18 protein-coding genes and 4 tRNA genes are annotated in these 19,372 nt (G+C 47.2%); 9 read left to right on the top strand and 13 right to left on the bottom strand.

Annotated features, from left to right (window positions below):
* Positions 1–132: 132 nt before the first annotated feature.
* The gene (locus tag K9W43_00835; GenBank protein MCF2135767.1) at positions 133–3,069 is read left to right on the top strand and encodes an FKBP-type peptidyl-prolyl cis-trans isomerase; all 2,937 of its coding nucleotides are present in this window, start codon (positions 133–135) and stop codon (positions 3,067–3,069) included.
* A gap of 119 nt (positions 3,070–3,188) precedes the next feature.
* Positions 3,189–4,055 carry a hypothetical protein gene (locus K9W43_00840; GenBank protein MCF2135768.1) on the top strand — a complete coding sequence of 289 codons (867 nt, stop codon included), beginning with the start codon at positions 3,189–3,191 and terminating at the stop codon, positions 4,053–4,055.
* 53 nt (positions 4,056–4,108) lie between these two features.
* Here the strand turns inward: K9W43_00840 and K9W43_00845 are convergent.
* Both K9W43_00845 and K9W43_00850 read right to left on the bottom strand, forming a co-directional pair.
* Positions 4,109–4,184 (bottom strand) — tRNA-Gln (locus K9W43_00845).
* 9 nt (positions 4,185–4,193) lie between these two features.
* Positions 4,194–4,514 carry a hypothetical protein gene (locus tag K9W43_00850; protein MCF2135769.1) on the bottom strand — a complete coding sequence of 107 codons (321 nt, stop codon included), beginning with the start codon at positions 4,512–4,514 and terminating at the stop codon, positions 4,194–4,196.
* A gap of 154 nt (positions 4,515–4,668) precedes the next feature.
* Here K9W43_00850 and gcvPA point away from each other — a divergent pair, with 154 nt between their 5' ends.
* The 5 genes from gcvPA to K9W43_00875 are packed head-to-tail and all read left to right on the top strand — an operon-like array spanning position 4,669 to position 9,609.
* Entirely contained in the window at positions 4,669–6,066 is a 1,398-nt protein-coding gene (gene gcvPA, locus K9W43_00855) for an aminomethyl-transferring glycine dehydrogenase subunit GcvPA (GenBank protein MCF2135770.1), read from the top strand.
* The gene (gcvPB, locus tag K9W43_00860) at positions 6,067–7,608 is read left to right on the top strand and encodes an aminomethyl-transferring glycine dehydrogenase subunit GcvPB (GenBank protein MCF2135771.1); all 1,542 of its coding nucleotides are present in this window, start codon (positions 6,067–6,069) and stop codon (positions 7,606–7,608) included.
* A 29-nt stretch (positions 7,609–7,637) separates the two neighbouring features.
* Entirely contained in the window at positions 7,638–8,012 is a 375-nt protein-coding gene (locus K9W43_00865; protein ID MCF2135772.1) for a hypothetical protein, read from the top strand.
* Positions 8,013–8,026: 14 nt separating this feature from the next.
* Complete coding sequence (locus K9W43_00870; GenBank protein ID MCF2135773.1) at positions 8,027–8,311, top strand: MoaD/ThiS family protein; 285 nt, start codon at positions 8,027–8,029, stop codon at positions 8,309–8,311.
* Between the two features lie 8 nt (positions 8,312–8,319).
* A complete protein-coding gene (locus K9W43_00875) occupies positions 8,320–9,609 on the top strand; it encodes a tRNA (N(6)-L-threonylcarbamoyladenosine(37)-C(2))-methylthiotransferase (GenBank protein MCF2135774.1) in 1,290 nt (429 codons plus the stop codon).
* On the opposite strand, the gene K9W43_00880 is transcribed toward K9W43_00875, so the two are convergent.
* From K9W43_00880 to K9W43_00890, 3 genes are all read right to left on the bottom strand, one after another.
* Positions 9,594–10,589 carry a Gfo/Idh/MocA family oxidoreductase gene (locus K9W43_00880; GenBank protein ID MCF2135775.1) on the bottom strand — a complete coding sequence of 332 codons (996 nt, stop codon included), beginning with the start codon at positions 10,587–10,589 and terminating at the stop codon, positions 9,594–9,596. The genes K9W43_00875 and K9W43_00880 overlap by 16 nt on opposite strands.
* Before the next feature lie 140 nt (positions 10,590–10,729).
* A tRNA-Leu gene (locus tag K9W43_00885) sits at positions 10,730–10,817 on the bottom strand.
* A gap of 412 nt (positions 10,818–11,229) precedes the next feature.
* Positions 11,230–11,334: transfer RNA gene (locus K9W43_00890), tRNA-Thr, on the bottom strand.
* A gap of 76 nt (positions 11,335–11,410) precedes the next feature.
* Here K9W43_00890 and thiL point away from each other — a divergent pair.
* Positions 11,411–12,403: a thiamine-phosphate kinase gene (gene thiL / locus K9W43_00895; GenBank protein MCF2135776.1), complete on the top strand. Its 993-nt coding sequence runs from the start codon at positions 11,411–11,413 to the stop codon at positions 12,401–12,403.
* A gap of 15 nt (positions 12,404–12,418) precedes the next feature.
* On the top strand, positions 12,419–14,122 hold the full coding sequence (locus K9W43_00900; GenBank protein ID MCF2135777.1) for a radical SAM protein: 1,704 nt from the start codon (positions 12,419–12,421) through the stop codon (positions 14,120–14,122).
* Position 14,123: 1 nt separating this feature from the next.
* Here the strand turns inward: K9W43_00900 and K9W43_00905 are convergent.
* From K9W43_00905 to ftsZ, 8 genes are all read right to left on the bottom strand, one after another.
* Positions 14,124–14,263 (bottom strand) — tRNA-Arg (locus tag K9W43_00905).
* A gap of 182 nt (positions 14,264–14,445) precedes the next feature.
* The gene (gene rpl12p, locus K9W43_00910; protein MCF2135778.1) at positions 14,446–14,760 is read right to left on the bottom strand and encodes a 50S ribosomal protein P1; all 315 of its coding nucleotides are present in this window, start codon (positions 14,758–14,760) and stop codon (positions 14,446–14,448) included.
* Positions 14,761–14,779: 19 nt separating this feature from the next.
* On the bottom strand, positions 14,780–15,799 hold the full coding sequence (locus K9W43_00915) for a 50S ribosomal protein L10 (GenBank protein ID MCF2135779.1): 1,020 nt from the start codon (positions 15,797–15,799) through the stop codon (positions 14,780–14,782).
* A gap of 5 nt (positions 15,800–15,804) precedes the next feature.
* On the bottom strand, positions 15,805–16,467 hold the full coding sequence (locus K9W43_00920; GenBank protein ID MCF2135780.1) for a 50S ribosomal protein L1: 663 nt from the start codon (positions 16,465–16,467) through the stop codon (positions 15,805–15,807).
* A gap of 4 nt (positions 16,468–16,471) precedes the next feature.
* The gene (locus K9W43_00925) at positions 16,472–16,972 is read right to left on the bottom strand and encodes a 50S ribosomal protein L11 (protein ID MCF2135781.1); all 501 of its coding nucleotides are present in this window, start codon (positions 16,970–16,972) and stop codon (positions 16,472–16,474) included.
* A 244-nt stretch (positions 16,973–17,216) separates the two neighbouring features.
* A complete protein-coding gene (locus tag K9W43_00930; protein MCF2135782.1) occupies positions 17,217–17,888 on the bottom strand; it encodes a transcription elongation factor Spt5 in 672 nt (223 codons plus the stop codon).
* 43 nt (positions 17,889–17,931) lie between these two features.
* Positions 17,932–18,114, bottom strand: coding sequence for a protein translocase SEC61 complex subunit gamma (locus tag K9W43_00935; protein MCF2135783.1), 183 nt, complete (start codon positions 18,112–18,114; stop codon positions 17,932–17,934).
* Between the two features lie 104 nt (positions 18,115–18,218).
* Positions 18,219–19,352 (bottom strand): cell division protein FtsZ, encoded by a 1,134-nt coding sequence (ftsZ, locus tag K9W43_00940; GenBank protein ID MCF2135784.1) that lies wholly within the window; start codon positions 19,350–19,352, stop codon positions 18,219–18,221.
* Positions 19,353–19,372: the final 20 nt, after the last annotated feature.

Raw genomic sequence — 19,372 nt, forward strand, 5'->3', positions numbered from 1 at the left:
AATCCTCCGAAACTATTTTAACTGCCCTGAATGCTGGGGCGCAGCGTTTGCAGTACAATCCATACTCTACTTTAGAGAAACCAACGTATTGCATCAGGGTGATACATGTTGAACCATCTGCGTAGACGAATTATGACTCTTGCATTATTGACTATGTTCGTTGTCAATGGCCTTATGATGGCGTCTGTATCATCAGACCCAAATGGTATGCTATCAACGGCGACAACGGCAATTAGAGAGCCTTCGAGATCACTTGCAGCATCAGACGTCAATGTGTCTATTCCGTATGTGGACACGCACTATGGCTATGCGGATGGTATTATCGATCCCACCGAATATGCTTACAACTTTACAGATTCTACAACTGGGGTCACCGTATTTATGGAGCATAATTCTTCGGTTCTCTTTGTGGGACTTGAAGCACAGACATCTGGCTGGGTTGGCCTCGCATGGAAGCATCCTGGTGAGAACTATACCGTTGAGGGTATCACCAATGCAGATGTTGTTCTTGGCTGTGCCCCTGGGACCCCACATGAAACCTACCCCCGAGTAGTTAATACCTCAGTTATACGGGTGCACTATACTCTTTATGCACGTAATGGTACACAACTTGAGGAAGGTTATGCTCCCGATGGCACTTCTGACACTCCTCTCTACAAGGAATCATTGCTTGATATGTACAAGGACGCACTATTAGGAATGCGTGTGGGCGAGACAAAACACTTCATCATTCCTGCCGAATTCGGTTATCCCGAAGGTAGCCACATGTATGGTGAAGATCTCGAGTTTGTGGTCACAGTGGAGCAGATCGGCCCCAGTTCTGACAATCCTGCTGATAGCAGTCAGATTGTTTATGCCGATGCACACGGCATCAAGACGCTTGATCATGCTACTGATGGAAACCAGAGCAGAATTATTGCAGCAAATGCCAGTGACACAGGTACTATCACACAGATTGAATACTTTATTCGACTGAATAGTACCGATTCCGATGACATTCCACTTTTGAACTCAACGACCCTTCGTTATCCCTTTGTGATTTTAGTTGGGGCTACTGATGATTTAACTACTCTACCAAACAGTCACACAGATTGGGCACATCCATTGCTTGTTGGATTTACTCCTGATACCGCCCCGATAATTGATCCCGTCACACCAAAGGAAAATGGTACACTTGAGTGGCTTGTGACTCTACAACTAAATGCTAGCGATGATACTATTGTTCGCAAGGCCGGATTTCGGCTTGATAATGAGAGTTGGACCAGTCTTCATTATAATTTTAAGACTGATTTTTGGGAATACACGCTTGATGTTTCCGAATACGAGTCTGGTTCTCAGCATGTTATATGGTTCAATGCGACTGACGGATCCAATTCGACGACTGTGGTTTCGTTTAACATTACAGTGACTATCCCCTATATCCCAATAATGGGTGCATCGGTTTCAGTCAGTCGAACAATTGCCACATTGATGTATCATACTACCAAGATTACAGATGCATTCGTCATTGACAACTCTAATGCAGTACCAATATCTGCAATTGAGTTTTATCTCCCCTGTGAATACACATCTAATTTCCTCTCCGTAGAGGCGTCTGATTCATCAGAGAACCCACTGGAAATTGTAGAACTTCCCGCGAATAATGGAATGTTACATTGGCGGGTCATTCTCTCCACTCCTGTAGAACCCGGTGACAGATACGAGTTTACTGTCACTATGTACCTCCACTCCTTGCACATAATTACCGACTTTGATAATAACCTCTACAAATTCAAATTCCTTAAGGCCCCTGTTCTTCCATATATCATCAAGAGACTTGCTGTTTCCATGGCGCTTCGCAGCGGTGATTCCCTGCACAGTGGTGTCAATCCAGAGGGTGTATACTACAATATTGCGCCTATGACCATAGATACTTTCGATATTGTCTTGAGTTCAGTCACACCATTGCTTGTAGCCACTCGAACTACACAAGTCACAGTTGATCCGTGGGGCTGGTTGCACTATAAGGAAACAATTCACATTGAAAATATAGGCCCCTCTAAGGAACTCGACATTAGTTTCAAATTCCCTGCATATGCGACTAACATCAAAATCTATGATGATGTTGGAATTCTCGCGGGGTCGATGCCTCAAGAGCATGACTGGAATGAAACCCTTAATCAACGAATAAATCTCAAAGGCGATAGATTTGGCGATCGCGGGTTCTGGCCAGGTTACAAGTATACATTCAGTGTGGACTTTAACCTATATCTCCCTGAGTATCAGACGCAGACTGGTGACGGCGAACTCCTTACCATCCCAATGGCGACCACAGATGAGATTTTAGTCACGTGCCATACAATTGATGTAGTTGTGCCTATTGGAGTCAATCCTCTTCGCCCCTCTGATGGGTATAGGCTTCTCTATGGAGTCTTTGATGCGACCTTGAGATACACGGTATATAATACGACGCAGGAAAACACACCCCAACTTACTCTCCTCTATCAATTGACTCCTGCAATCATGGCCCGCCCATTAGCAATTGCTCTAATTCTCGGCCTTGTTGCAGCTGCATATGTTTCAATTAGAAAGGTCAAGATGGTTGCAGAGGGTGAAGAAGGTATTTCTGCAGAAACCGGTTCCACAGTGTATCAGAGTGGCGCACCACCAGAGCTGCTGAGCGAATTCGCGAAATTGTACTCCAAGAAGACTGCGTTGAACCTCGATCTTGACAAACTTGAGTCCTCACGTAAAAGAGGCAAAGTTTCCAAGCGCGAGTTCATGAAACGCGAACGTGACATTAAATCGCAGCTTGCAGAGCTTGACACAAAGCTTGCTACTCTAAAGGGGCAGCTCATCACATATGGATCCCGATATCGTGATGTCGTAGGCCAGCTCGAGCTCCAAGAGGAACGGATGGAAGGTGCAAAAGCCGGGCTCCGTCAATTGCTCATTCGAAAGAAGAAACAGAAGATCAGTCGTGGCGCATTTGAGAAAACACGTCAAGAGTATCTCAAGACCGTCAAGCAGTCAGTGACCGCGATAGACCGTATTCTTCTGAGCCTTCAAGAAGAAGCTGGCGAAATTTAGTATCAATAATTCTTTGACTACTGCGGAGGATCTCCTCCGCTCACTTCTCTTTTTATTGGTTTATTCCATAATGCTTATCTCCTATTCTTCACCTCGTTTATGTCTCTTGTTGGTGAAATATGATGAACACCAAAATTGTTTTTGACAGGTCGAAAATACAGGTTCTGGATCTATTGCAGCCAGGAACAAAGGCTATGGAGATGTATCAATATCTAAAGAACTCACCACGAGTCCAATCATATCTCCGCACTGCTAATAGAATGGCGGTTTCACGACTCGGCTATACTGATCATGGTCCTATCCATGCAGAGGTGGCAACATGGAATGCGCTGAAGGCATTTGAAATTCTTGAGAAATCGTTTATCCCCAATGTTGTTGCCGAGGGGATTGGTGATATTGACGATTCGCGAATGGTTGTTCTTGCCTCAACATACCTCCATGACATTGGTATGGTCATCCATCGTAAAGAGCACCCTCAAGCAGCAGTTCAACTTGCACGACCCATTCTTGAATCAAAACTGGCTGATCTCTATGACAATCCTGGTAAGGCCACGGATATACTGTCCTTTGCACTCCATGGTATCTATGCGCATGATGATGATACAATGTGCTTGACCTTTGAAGCTGGCATGACCAAATTAGGTGATGGCTGCGATATGACCAAAGGTCGGACGATTATCCCTTATCAGAAGGGGAAAGTGGATATTCACTCAGTTAGCGCCCTTGCAATTAATGATGTGGTTTTGGAACCGGGTGATGATATTCCTCTAAGAATCACTGTTGCAATGGATAATCCGGCTGGAGTCTTCCAAGTCCAAGCAGTGTTGCAGAAGAAAATATCTACTACTGGCCTGAAAGATCATGTTGCAGTTGATGTACTTGTAAATGGTGAACGTCTGGTTCTCTCCCAAGTCAAGCGTCTATTTAGAACGCATATTGCCGAAGATGCTGAAATCCCCAGCATCAAAGAGCGCACCTCTGAGTAAGATTTCCAGCAGGTATCTTCTGCTGCATACCACGCTCACATCTGCAAAAAGAGTGGTAGCCCCGCCAGGATTCGAACCTGGGTCAGCGAGGCCAAAACCCGCTATGCTGGACCACTACACCACGGGGCTATATTTCATCTATTGAGGTTCAGCAAGGCCAAAAGGCTTACCTTTCTCTAATATTCCCTTCGGAATTCGATTTTTCCAACGCTCGAGAAAGTGTGTTTCTTCAGTATGCTGCTTTCTGGTCATCCGAAGATTGTCAGGCAACATGCATGCAATCCCGTCAATGACCGGATACCATCGTCCACACTTGGGACACGTGATGAGCGCTTCATCGATCTCTTCCTGTTCTTTTCCATCAATCTCCTCGGTATGTGAATCGAAGATCTCCAACTGCAGGCTGCTCTTGCAGTCGGGGTCAGGACATGCAATAATCTCCATGAGCCATTTCTTCATTCTTTCTTGTCTCCGAGAGGTATTCGTTGCTATTCCTGTTGGATTTAAAAATGATTCTTAGTGGCTCTGGATACGCAGGTTGTGCATAAGCGAAAGGCTATCTGAGACAGCCTGTTTACCTCTATATCGCCAATAATGGCTGGTGATGTTGGTCATGACGTTAAGACATCCCTACCTTCCGACAACCCCGGAGAACGAAGATGAAATGCTACGGTCAATGGGCCTTAAATCTCTTGAAGATCTGTTTACCAATATACCCAAACAGTTCCGGTTGAATCGAGACTTGAATCTGCCTACACCACATAGTGAACATGAGGTGTTGGCCCGTCTGCAAAAGCTGGCAAAAAATAACTCAACTTTGCTTGATACGCCTTCTTTTCTTGGTGGAAGTGTTGCTCCTCATTATATCCCCGCCACGGTATCCTCGCTGGGAGGGCGTTCGGAGTTTGTAACAGCATACACAAGTTATCAACCAGAGATTAGTCAAGGTATGTTGCAGACCCTGTTCGAGTATCAAAGCCTCATGGCCGAAGTTCTTCAAATGGATGTGGTCAATAGCAGTCTCTACGATCTCTCAACCTCATTAGGGGAGGCGGCACGTATGGTGATACGTGTCAAACGACGCCGGAACAGGTTTCTTGTTCCTGGTACTATCAATCCCACCTATAAGCAGGTTCTTGAAACATATACTTCCCCTGCTGGAATCAAAATAGATGTGATTGATTATGATTCTCATACAGGTCTCATGTCTGTTGAGGACTTGAAGTCCAAGCTAGATTCTACAGTTGCGGGTGTATATGTGGAGTCGCCAAGCCCTCTTGGATTCTTCGAAACCCAACTTGATGAAATCTCCTCCATTGTACATGATAATGATGCACTTCTTGTGGCTGGGGTCGATGTTCTATCATTAGGTATCATGCGTCCGCCTGGTGATTATAATGCCGATATTGCAATAGCCGAGGGGCAATCACTTGGGAACCCGATGTCTTACGGAGGACCATTATTGGGTGTCTTTGCGTGTAGAAATGACCGAAAATTGATTTATCAGATGCCGGGTCGGCTTGTTGGACTAACTACTACCATTGAAGAGCCTCATGAACGTGGCTTTGTTCTCACGCTAAGTGCACGTGAGCAGCACATTCGCCGAGAGCGGGCAACGAGTAACATTTGCTCAAATCAGGCATTAATGGCGGTCCGCGCGGCGATCTATCTCTCTACTATAGGTGCTACCGGAATACGCGCCATTGCTGAGTCAATTGCGTTCAAATCCAACTATGCTGCAAAAGAACTTGGCAAAATCCAAGGTGTGACCTCTCCCGCAATTGGTGGTCCTATCTGGAAAAACTTTGTAGTTCAATTCGAGGGCATCACGGCACAAGAGGTCCATGAAGGCCTACTGGCACAGGGTATTCATGGTGGCAAGTGCCTATCAAAAGACTTTCCCGACTTTGGGGAGAGCATGTTGTTCTCAGTGACCGAACTTCATGATCGCGCAACAATCGGCAAAATGATTGCCGCTGTCGAGGCGGTCATTACTGGAGGTGTCGCATAAATGGGCAAGTTTCATCAAGCACGATGGGCCGAGCCTCTAATTTTCGAGCTGGCCCTCCCTGGAACAGTGGGCCACACGATTCCCCCCGTTGACTTGAAAATAAAAGAGTCAGTTGGAGATCTTGATTCTATAATTCCGTCAGCTCTCCATCGTAAGGCTCCTCCCAATCTTCCTGATGTTCCTGAACAGCAGATTGTGCGTCATTTTACACGGCTCTCACAGATGAATTATGCAGTTACAGTTGGTACTTATCCACTGGGCAGCTGCACAATGAAATACAACCCACTGATCGACGAAGTGGTTGCCGAGATGCCGGAATTTGCATGGCTTCACCCGCATCAAGATCCTAAGACTGCTCAAGGTGCACTTGAATTAATGTGGGAACTTGAGCGTTGGATCGCAGAGATCACTGGGATGGATGCTGTGACCCTTCAGCCCTCAGCCGGCGCCCATGGCGAATTCACTGGGGTCATGCTTATGCGCGAGTATCATCGTCAGGTGACCAAAGAATGGGATACACGCAATGAGATGCTCATTCCTGATGCAGCACATGGTACTAATCCCGCCTCTGCAACAATGGCTGGCTATCGAGTTGTTGTGATCCCCTCTAATGATGAAGGTCTCGTTGATCTTGATGCGCTCAAAGAGGCAGCAGGCCCAAAGACTGCAGGATTGATGCTCACCAATCCAAACACCATTGGCGTCTTTGAAAAGAACATTGAGGAAGTGACTGGTATTGTCCATGATGCAGGAGGTCTGGTCTATTATGATGGGGCTAATCTGAATGCTATCATGGGAATCGTTCGTCCCGGTGATATGGGCTTTGATGTTGTCCATGTGAATCTTCACAAGACCTTTTCGACCCCACATGGCGGTGGAGGTCCCGGTGCGGGGCCTGTCGGTGTCAAGAGCGAACTAGAAGATTTTCTCCCAATTCCGCGGATTGTTCGTGTAGATGATGGTTCTTTTGATCTCGATTATGATCGTCCCCGCTCCATTGGTAAAGTGCATGGATTCTATGGGAACTTTGGGGTGCTTGTTCGTGCATATGCATACATCTATGCACTTGGGGCCACTGGTCTCAGACGATCCTCCGAGCTTGCTGTCTTGCATGCCAATTATGTTGCGCATCATGTCAAACAGATTCCGGGCTTCTCATTGCCCTATTCCCAAGATGATCCCCGAATGCATGAGTGCGTGATCTCGGCCTCGGGCCTCAAAGAGGACACTGGAGTCACTGCTATGAACGTTGCAAAGCGTCTTCTTGATCTTGGTATACATGCTCCAACTGTCTACTTCCCTTTGATTGTAGATGAGGCTCTCATGATTGAGCCTACCGAGTCCGAATCAAAACGCGAGCTTGATCTGTTCATAGCCGCAATGAAACAGGTGTCTGATGAGGCTCATACATCACCAGACATTGTCACACATGCGCCGACACGCACAGCCTTGCCTCTGTTGGACGAATACAAGGCCGCACATCCAAGTACACTGACACTGTCATGGAGAATGTATAACGAAAAAGATCAGGGCACTGACTGACCGATTGGATCGAACTGAGGTATTCCTTTATGAAACTCGAACGACGGGCGGGACCACATCTCATCAATATCGAGTCACGATGGATTGGCAGCGATTTACTTGTGACTATTTATGGCGGTGATGTCCCCCATGTCGGTTCGGTCTCAGTAGCCTCTGTTTCGAAAAGTCCATTTCGTATAACCGATACTGTAAGTGTGAGCACCGTGTCACAGCCGGGACACAAGGATTACGTCCTCTCTGGTCGAGTCGCAGAGCAGCTGGCCCGAAAATTAGGCGTGTCGGTCATTACTACCGTTGGGATACACATCAATGATGCAACGCAATCAGACATAGATGCTATCATCGAAACGGTTGAGGCCCTTGTAGAAGAACTGGTACTGCGGATGCAGGAAGATAAATTGTAGCGGAGGTCCACGTCTTGCAAATTCTATTCAAATGTTTTGGCCCAGTACGTAGGGTCTGCGAGTCTAGTGAGATCCTTATTGATGTAAACGCTGGTGCCACTGTTCATGATGTGATTATGCATGTCATTGATAAGTTCGGGCCGCCACTTCGTGATTTACTGATGAATGGGTCTCATGTGAGTGGTAATTTTATTATCATGCTGAACAAGCACGATGTGAATACACTTGGCGGAATGAATATTATAGTGCACGATGGCGATGAGGTTTCAATACTGCCTCATGTACAGGGCGGTAGGTGACTCTTACTGTGAGATTTTATCTTGAAACCTATGGATGTGCACTTAATGCTGCAGACTCGGACATGATGGTTGGTCGTCTTCATCAAATGGGTGCAGAACGGGTGGATTGTCTTGAGGAGGCTGATGTTGCCATCGTCAATACGTGTGGTGTCAAAGAACCTACCGAAGACAGAATCATCTTTCGGCTAAGTGAATTGTCCAAATGTGGTGTTCCTGTCATTGTGACAGGCTGTCTTCCAAAGATATCATTATCACGAGTTAAGGCAGCAATTCCCAATTTTGCTGCTATCCTTGGGCCACAATCTATTGATTCCCTCGGGCCAATAGTATTGCAAGTCCTTGAAGGGCAGCGTGGGATCTTGCATCTCACGTCTGATATGTCCTCTAAATTACAGTATTTTGAGGGTCCTCCCAACAGTGTAATCTGTACCATCCCCATCTGTGAGGGCTGTCTTGGAAACTGCGCTTATTGTGCGGTTCGTTTGGCGCGGAGTGTTGTACGTAGTTATTCTATTGACGAGATTTTTCAGGTCGCTCTTCGCTCGGTGCATAATGGTTATCGTGAGATTCGGCTTACTGCGCAGGATGCGGGTGCCTTTGGTCATGATTCTGGTGAGACCCTTGTGAATCTCTTGGCACGGCTTGATACAATTCCAGGGGAGCATCGTTTCAGACTGGGTATGTTTAATCCCAACTTGATACTTGATTCATTATCGCAATTACTTGATATCATGAGCTCAAACCACTTCTTCAAGTTCTTTCACATTCCTGTTCAATCTGGTAGTAACAGCATACTACGTTCCATGCGCCGTAGATATACTGTTGAAGAATGGATTATGGTGGTCGAGACTATTCGCAAGAGATTTCCAGAGGCCTCTATTGCAACAGATATCATTGTTGGTTTTCCTGGCGAAACCGATGCTGATTTTGAGGCAACTATTGAGGTCATTAGGCAGACCCACCCCCAGATTGTCAATATATCCAAGTATGGAGATCGTCCCGGGACAAGCGCCTCGAAGGCCAAGAATAAAGTAGATACCTCTCTCAAGAAACAACGCAGTCGCCGACTCTCCCTCTTGGTTCACGATCTGGTCTTACAGAACCATCAAGCATGGCTCGGGTGGTCTGGATTGGTCCTGACAACCGATCACGCTTCGCGTGGTGGCGTTCTTGCTCGTACTGACTCCTACGTTCCAGTAATAATATCCGAAGACGTTGAGGTGGGTATACATCTACCTGTGGAGATCATTGGGGCTGAGCGAACGCATCTTCTTGGGCGCCCTCAGCCTCGCGCTTGAATTTCCACATCAACGATTCGTCCCAACTTTGCACTCTCTCTTGCGGCCTCAACGACCTTTAGGGCAGCAACACCGTCGTCTAAACTAACACGTGGTTGGCTATCTGTTTCTATTATTTTGATAAAATCGCTGATGACCTCTCCGACTGGTTCGCCGTAGACCTTGATTGTTGCGCCTCGCTCGGGCAAGTTAATGGTCCGACTATCTGCTGATGGTGCTTTGTCCAAATCTTGCACCTTGATTATCTGTCCAAAGAGATCAATTGAGAGTGTTCCTTTTGTACCTGAAACGTCCATCGATCGTTTTCGTCCAACATATTGTCGTGAGAGATGGAACACATGTGCCTTTCCGCTCTTAAATTTAACAATGACAGTGGCTGAATTGTAGACCCCTTGTTCGGTGATACACTGAGCATAGAGTGTAGCAGATCCACTGCTGACCCTTGCCATAATGTCAAAATCGTGGACCCCGATGTCTTCAAAGATGTCTCCTAATGATGGAATTCGTTTAGGTGGAACAAAACCCCTTCGATCATGAATGACCGTTCTGATATCGCCTACAGCGCCATCATGAATTAATGAAAGTGCTCTGTCAACAACGGGGTTATAGATTTCAGAGTGCGATACAATTGCTTTGATGTTTTTTCTCTTTAGTAATTCAGCTACATGTTTTGCATCTTTGTACGTGCTGGCCAGAGGTTTTTCGATAAGGATTCCTTTCACATCATACTTTTCAGCGATCATCTTTGCGATTGATGCATGAGTTGATGTTGGAGTGGATATGATAATCCCATCAAGGTTCATCTCATCAAGCATGGACTCTATATTATCAAAGGCTCGGACTCCGTAAATGTCTGCAATGGCCCTAGCTCGAACGGCATCTAAATCGGCGACGGCTGCAAGCGAACGTTGATTGTTTAAAACGCGTGCATGAATCCGACCCATATTACCGGTTCCAACGATTCCTATTTTCAAGGTCATGCTCTGTATCCACCTGTGAGTACACGACCTAGCTCACACATATTGGTAATTATACATTGCCTTTTCATTCAGATGGGAGTTTATCCTGTAGAAATATGATTGCCCGAAGCCAAGATGCTCATTGCAGAAGAAGGTCCAAATGGTGCGGAGGGCGAGATTTGAACTCGCGAATCACTACTGAACCAGGCCCTCAACCTGGCGCCTTTGACCTGGCTTGGCAACCTCCGCATTGTTCCGGCGCCGTGTATTAGTCGCTCACGTTAGGCTTTTTATCTTTTCGGACTTGTTCCTCTCAGATCTGCGTCAGTGGTAAGTCATTACTTCAAGCAGCATAGAATATGCTCCTCTTTCAATCTGGTGATCTTGGTTTGTATTTGGCTGTAAAACAAGTATTGCGGATTCTGATGGTAGACGTAATACTACCATCGTTCCGCTTTGGCCTATGGCCGTATTATCTGGTTGCTGCTGCAAACCACTCAAAAGGGGGGAGTGGTTTCGTGCGTGCGCCTTTCTTGTCTTTTTTCTTACGTTTTTTCATTTCTTTCACCTCATGTCTTTAATTTCATGGTAAATTCTGTACTTAATGTTATGCAAGTCTGCACAACCTACGAGATGAATTTACAGTACGAATAGAATGAGTTGGAGCCCCGGGCGGGAATTTCGCCTGATGTGTAATCCACAAAGGATTCGAACCCGCGGTTTTCTGCTTACGAGGCAGACGCCTTAACCACTAGGCCACCGAGGCTCTCTTTCGGCGTAAGTGGCTTGGGGTGAGTTATAAAACTTTATGATGGTCCTACACAATGCAATGCTGAAGTGCAATGAAGACTAACGAGTTTGGTGAACGACAATTCTTGCGGATGATCTCCGGGCTAGTCAGCAGGTTGCCTGGCTCTCGATTGCCATGGAATGATGATGCATCTGACTTCCCTATTGATGAACATCGACATGTAGTGATCAATGTTGATACTTTCGTGGCCTCCACAGATCGGCTACCTGGAATGACGGATGCACAGATGGGACGAAAACTGGCTGTCATGACCATGAGCGATATAGTTGCTAAGGGTGTGACCCCAACGGCTATGATGCTTTCCCTTTCGGTCCCCCCTGAGTATGATCAACAATTGGCACAAGAGATTATCAGAGGCTTTTCACAATATTGTATCAAAAATTCGATTGCCTTCATTGGAGGGGACACTGGAACCGCAATGGATGTTGTATTGACTGGAGTGGGCATGGGTGTCGCCCACCCCGACGAGATCGTGGCGCGTGGCGGTGCACAAGTTGGGGATGTCATTGCCGTTAGTGGTCTTTTTGGACTGACCGCTGTGGCCTTTCAGATGCTGCTTAAAGGAATTAACGTGGACGGATCTCTTGCGCAGCGTGCCACAATTGCGGCCTTCAAACCTGTTATCGATTACACCCTTGTTCAAAATCTTGTTCGTGCGCATGCGGTGACCTCATCCATGGATAGTAGTGATGGTCTTGGCATCACACTAAACACGATGGCCGAGCTAAGCGGTGTTGCTTTCGAGCTTGACAAGCTTCCAATAGCTGGTGGTGTCAGCCAGTTTGCGAAGAAGCATGGCCTGGATCTCCTATCATTGGTTTTAACAGGCGGGGAGGAGTTTGCTCTTGTTCTAACAATTCCACAAGACAAGTGGTCTACGGCACAGGAGATCGCCAAGAGTGGGGTTTTTGGCTTACGTGCCATAGGCCGTGTTGTTGAGGGTACAGGTGTCACTTGGCAAAGTCCCGATGGTCCAGTTCCGATTCCTGCTACTGGTTATGATAGTTTCATGGAGTGGAAATGACTGAAGCGTATTGTCTTGGTAGATGGCTATGTGGACGAGCCCACATGTCTGGGAGTGCCCCCATATGTGAGCATCTATCCCCGGTATATTGCTGGTGCTATTTGGAGCCATGCACCACAGGCTGAGATTGTCTACCAGACCATCGATCAAGTCCGCGAGAGCTTCGAGAGAGCATGGCGAATCTGGGCCACTGCCGATGCTGTACTTCTCATTGCGGGAATGATAGTTCCCGGTAAATACATCGGAGGCACACCTATCTCAGTTCGAGAGGCCAAAGAGCTCTTTTCAGAGCCGCGTCTATCGTCTATTCCTAAGGTGTTAGTTGGTCCATGGGGCCGTTTTGGAGTTGGTCGCGAGGGTGGCAAGGTCTCCCTCACATCCGATGTATTGTCACCACCATTTGACTATATTGTGCACGGCGACTCTGAACTGGTCATCGCCCAAGCGATTCAGTCCGATGATTTTTCTTCTGTTGATTTGGGTTTCAGACGCACTGATCCAAGTGAGATTGAACCCTACATTCAACGCGGTGCCGAGATTGTAAGACAATATCCCGGGATAGAACGTGGCTACATCCTCTGCGAGATCGAAACCTATCGTGGGTGCCCACGGTTCGTAACTGGTGGTTGTTCTTTCTGTGTGGAACCAGCTTATGGATTGCCTCAGATGCGTAGTATCAATGACATTGTACATGAAATCGAAATTCTATATGATCTTGGGGTCCGGGCATTTCGTGTTGGGCGACAGGCTGATCTCTTTACTTTCGGCTCCTCGGAGATCGGTGAGGAAGAGTTTCCCACCCCTGTACCTGCACAGATTGAAGAGTTGTTCTCAAAGATTCGCAAGGTTGCACCTGATTTACGTGTCTTGCATATTGACAACGTAAATCCTGGTACCATCGCTCACCATCCTGATGAGAGTCGTCAGGTTGCAAAAAGCATAATCAAATATCATACAACCGGTGATGTTGCAGCCTTTGGTATCGAATCACTGGATCCAGAGGTCATTCGACGGAATAACTTGAAAGTCAATATGGAGGAGGCTATTACTGCTGTTAAAGTCATTAATGAGGTGGGACGAAGCGCCCCTCCTTGGGAGTTGCCTCATCTTCTCCCCGGCATTAACCTTCTTTACGGTCTCCCCGGTGAGAGCGCACGGACCCTGGAATACAATATGACTTTTCTTGAGACTCTACTTGAAGAGGATTTACTGGTGCGACGGATCAACATCCGTCAGGTGATTGGATTTGGTGGCACTCGCCTTGGAACACACCATCGAACCCGCCTGAAACGCCACCAATTCTTTCGACACAAGTCTGAGATACGAGAAAAAATCGATCTCGAAATGCTTCGCCGAGTTGCGCCACATGGAACCATTATTCACTCCGCATTTGTGGAACAACAAGATGGTAATGCATTATTGCTTAGGCCACTTGCTTCCTATCCACTACTCTGTCATATGCCCTCCGATGGAACCAGTTATACTATGACCGATGTATTCGTTGTAGATCATGGCCCCCGGTCTGTCACAGTGCTTCCGTTTCCCTTCAAAACTAATACGGCAAGTCTCTCGCAATGGCGATGTATCCCTGGTATCGGCGCCAAGCGCGCTGCTCGAATAAAGGCCGGTGGGCAATTGCGTGATGTTGCAGATGTAGAGTCACGGCTCGATTATCCATTGCCTGATTGGCTCTCTCGTACGATGATCTTCGAAAATTAAGTGGCGGGCCCGGCCGGATTTGAACCGGCGACCTCTAACTGTCAACGAACTCATACATAGCATGAATCCATAGAAGGCTAGCGCCCTATTCTTCTCCCAGGCAAGTGTTTCTTTCCCGGGTCCAGACTAGGCAACGGGCCCTTGACTCTAGTGCCAAGCTGTGCAGACATAAAGTTTTCCGCGTGGCATATATCTCCGAATTATATTTGCATTAACGAGTGTGTAGCAGTCGAAATGAGAAAAAATAATGTTGAGGAGCGAGCAGGGTTCAGCCCACTCGCTCTGAACACATAGGAGCTTTTGAAGAAGTTCGCCCAGCTCGTTTATCCAAACAGACTACCAAGCCCAGCTGTGAACTCTTCTTCCTTTTCTTCTTCTTCTTCTTCCTTCTTTTCCTCAGAGGCTCCAGGAGCTGCCTCGGTGGCGCCTGCACCAGCAGCAGGAGCGGCTGCCATAGGCATAGCCACTGCGCTCTTTAGGGCTTCATCAATATCAACGCCCTCGAGGGCAGCGAGTAGGGCTTTGATCCTACCCTTGTCCGCCTTAACGCCTGCTGCGGTGAGAACGGCCTCCATGTTCTTTTCGTCAATCTCCTTACCTGCCTTGTGGAGCAGAAGGGCCGAATATACATATTCCATTTTTGTTACCTCTTTTTGATTATCCGAACAGGCCACCGAGGCCTGCTACAGCATCGTCTTCATCCTCTTCTTCCTTTTCAGGTTCTTTTTCTTCTGTTGCGGACTCACTTGTGGATGCTGCAACAGCACTGGCCGCTTGTGCCTGAACCTGACTCAGGACTTCAGAGGGTATTGCGTCTGGATTCTTTTCAGCCAGCACGGATGAGAGAGCAAGTGCCTCTGCATTTGCCTTGCTTAGGAACTGGGCCAATAGGTCCGGTTCAAAGAAGTCAATATTGAGAGCAAGGGTTCTTGCCTCCATGTCTGCCTTGGCGATGATCAGTGGGATGGTCTCAGTAGTCGGGTATCCACTGTTAATGGACAAATTGATCGCATACTGGTGTCCCATGATGACCTGTTGGAATAATTTCTCCAAGTCAACATCAAGGCTCTCACCTGTAAGTACAGAACCGTCCGTGTAAGCCGCTACCAGTTTCAGTTGGAGTTCCATTGGTTCTATTCCAAGTCTTGCAAGCATCTGTGCCATCGCATTGGAGATGACATCTCCCGCCTTGACGGCAACAGTTTCCTCAGTAACATGGATCACTCCACCCTTGACCCGTGATGGGATCTTCAATGCCGCCAATTCGCTGATGAACGGACCAGGTGCGACACCCGTGTTCATCGCAGGAATGATAATGTCCTTTGGCGACACTTGGCCTCCCTTTGCTGGGGCCGAAGTCTTGTTCTCACTAAGGAATTTGCCTAAAATGAAAGGATCTTGGTCACTGAAGATAAAGGCGACAGGTCCTCTTACATGATTCACAAGTTCATCGAGACCCTTGACTTTGGCCGCTTTGAGTGCTCTGATCATCAGAGTGTTTCTTGCCATTCGTATGGTCGCGCTGCCTCGCAAGCTCTTTCTGATATTGTCAAGCTGTTTGGCACCAACTCCCTCTACGTTGACGAGACCTATCATCTTACTCTTCTTGATAGAATCAACGAGATTCTGGACCTCCGCTATCTTCCATTGTGGTACATGGCGTTCTTGGATTGCCATTAGAATCACCTCCACGAGGTCACCTTGACCGATGGCCCCATGGTCGTCTTGATTACAAGATTCCCAATCTTGTCCAGCTGTCCCTTTCCATCAACAAATCCGAGGATTGCAGTCACATTCTCTGCGATTTCACGATCTGACATACGCTCATGACCCACCTTCACATGGAAGGTCGGGGTGTTCCGCATTCGAACTCGGACAGTGCGATGATATTGATTCACGATGGGCTCCAGATTGGCTTGAGGTGGGAATGGCTTTGGCATCTTGCCCCTTGAACCAAGTACCTGCCCAAGGTATCTACCAACGAGTGGCATTGAATCGATAGAGGCAATGAAGAAATCATATGCCTTTGCTAATGCCTTGCGCGTTTTCTTTTCCTCGGCCAATTTGGGAATTTCTTCTTTCGAGACCACCTTTTCGGCTCCAGCAGCCTTTGCCTTTTCTGCGAATTCTCCATCTCCAAATGCACAGACCTTTGCTGGTGGATAGAGTGCATGAGGGAGAATCACTTCTTGGTTGAGCCGGTTCTCGGGTTTGGATACGTCTACTTCTCTCTTTCTGAAGTTGACTGCAAGGTCAAAGCTCTGTTCAAACTTAATACCTCGTTCCTTTCCTTTTGCCCTAGCCTCTGCCACTGCGGCTTCAATCTTGTCAATATTGAACGACATTGCTTCATTCCTCCCTCAGTGGCTCTGCGAGCTGTTCATCCCATGTGCCCTGACGAACCTCTGTTTGGAACTCCTTTGCGGGTTTCCCCTCAATAGTGACTCCCATCGAAACGCAAGTTCCTGAGATGATCATTACTGCGCTCTTCATATCGAGCGCTGACAGCTCTGACTCCTTGGCTTTTGCTACATTCTTTAGCTGGTCGATCGTCAAATTACCAACGTAATCCGTATTTGGTGTCCCTGACCCCTTTGCAGCTCCCACCTCTTTTAGGATGAGTGCGCTTGTCGGTGGAACACCGACTTCGACCTCGAATGACTTTGTTTCTTGGTCTACAATTATTTTGACTGGTACTTTCAGTCCGGTATAGGGCTGGGTCACCTCATTGATCTTAGTGACGACCTGAAATATGTTCACTCCTGTTGGGCCCAGTGCAGGGCCAATCGGTGGGCCTCCAGAGGCCTTGCCACCTTCAACTAGAGCTTCTACGGTTATTTTGTCACCCAAAACAATCACGACTCCTGATGCAGTTCCCTTGGTACGTACGCAACGCTACCAATGTTGTCGACTCGCAGGACAGAAGTAGTATCAAGTCCAGCAATATCTACTGCATACTCTATCATCTTTCTGCACCCCTGACACAACGTCTCTGCGTCTATGTCAAATTAAGGGACTTGAGCAGCCCACTGGGAGTCTTGTTTTAAGGATTGCGGAGTGACGGAAATGATTAGTAGATTTGAATAATTCTTGTCTAATCCTTGCGTGCCCAGAATGAGTCTTCGTCTTCTATTTCCTCTTCCTCTGTTGCACCCTCGCCAGAAGGCTCCTCTTTCCTTTCATGTACTGTTTTTTCAACCAATTTGACGAAATCCGCATGGATTCGCATTGGGATTGTATGAGGGCTATCAATAAGTTCCACAATGAGTTCTTCTTTTGCGGAATCCACTCGTGTGACCTTGGCGCGTTCACCTTTGAATGGACCTGAGATGATCTCCACGATATCGGTGACAGCTATTCCTTCTGCTGCTGGTTTAGGTATGAGATATTTGTCAATCTCATCTAGGGAGACTTTGCCACCAACTCTACCGCGTACATGGGGTACTCCTGAGATGGCAATCTCCACATCACGATACTCTTCGGTCTCGATGAATACATACCCTCGGAGGGTTTCAGGTACGAGAATCGCTTTTACACGTCCGATTAAGAGGTTGCGAGAAACAAGCTTTGGCTCACCAGACTTTTTCTTTTTCGGACATTTTTTCATATGTTCTTTCGTGAGCACTTCTGAAGTGAATTGTTCCTTGCACCATGGGCACTCCCAAATATCAGGCTCTCCGACCACTGCTGTGGTGATCAAATCAGTCACGCTTCTCTCTTGTCCAATTGTAGTTCGAACTGCAAATATACTTGTTTTAGGAGCCATTTTGAGTGCCTCGTTTAATTAAACTCAATGATGCCATTGAGAATTATGTGCCAACCCAATTGCCTGTGATAATGGTCATGAGAACTTGGATGAGGTAACTAAGCATTCCTACAAGAAACATTGCCAGAATGCTGACCTTTGTGTTCATCCACATCTCTTTTTTGGAGGGCTTTGTTGCCAACTTGAGGATTCTTCTACTATCATTCACGAACTGGCTGATTCCCATAGCTGCTCATTCCTGCCTGCGGCTTGGTCAACTAACTACAGGCCTGTATGAATTCTTCCGTGGTTGGCTTTTAATGCTTCCTGCGTGGTCAAATGGCTATCAGATCAGATTTTCGCAAGACCCAGGTCGTCCTCAAAGTCATCGGCCAGAGGTCGTACTGGCTCCGATCCGGAATCGAAGATATATGGTGAGTTCACTCCTGACGCAATGATGGTCACTCGTAATCTGTCCTCGAGATCTGGGACTATCAATGCACCGTAGATCACTTCTGCATTAGGATTGACCTGTTCTGTGACAAGCTCTACAACCCTCTTGGCCTCAGCAAGCTGAAGGTCTGCACTGCCACTGACGTTTATGAGAATATTACGTGCATTCTCAATAGATACGTCGATGAGCGGGTTCTGAAGTGCATTGTATACAGCCTCTTCAGCTCTGTCCTCGCCCTGTCCCTCACCCAGTGCAATTATCGAAACTCCACCATTTCGCATTGTAGTTCTGACATCTGCAAAATCAAGATTCACCAGCCCTGGTCGCGAGATCAATTCGGCAATTCCTTTGACCGCACGTACCAATACCTCATCAGCGACCATGAATGCCTCAGAAAGGGCAAGATCCGGTGCAATCTCTAGAAGTTTTTCATTAGGGATCGCAATGAGTGTGTCAACATGTTCCATGAGATCACTAAGTCCACGAGTTGCGTTTTTCTTTCGTGTGCTCCCTTCAACTTCAAAGGGAAGACAGACAATCGCTACTGTGAGAGCTCCATTCTCTTTTGCGGCCTTTGCTATTAATGGGGCGGCACCAGTTCCAGTACCTCCTCCCATTCCCGCAGTTATGAATACAAGATCCGCCTGAACGGACTCCTTTATCATATCATAGGTCTCCAAGGCGGCAGCCTGCCCCACATCGGGGTTATTCCCAGCTCCTAAACCGCCACATCTCTCTCGTCCTAGAAGTAACTTGTGATGAGCATTGCAATAATAGAGATCCTGTGCATCGGTATTTGCAGCAAGGGTTTCTGCGCCTTCAACGCCCACTTCCATCAGTCTTGTGATGGCATTATTTCCAGCGCCTCCTACGCCAACTACAAGGATTCTTGCAGTAACTGAATGAAGTAGATCTGCCAACTCTTCATCAGTAGTTTCCCTTTTGCTTCCGCGACGGGATAGTCTACTGGTATGAATGTCTTTTCTTCCACCTGACGGACTGCTTAGAACCTCTTCTAGGAGTGGATGCATTATTTACACCTTCTAGTATC

The sequence above is a fragment of the Candidatus Thorarchaeota archaeon genome (assembly GCA_021498125.1).
Taxonomy (GTDB): domain Archaea; phylum Asgardarchaeota; class Thorarchaeia; order Thorarchaeales; family Thorarchaeaceae; genus B65-G9.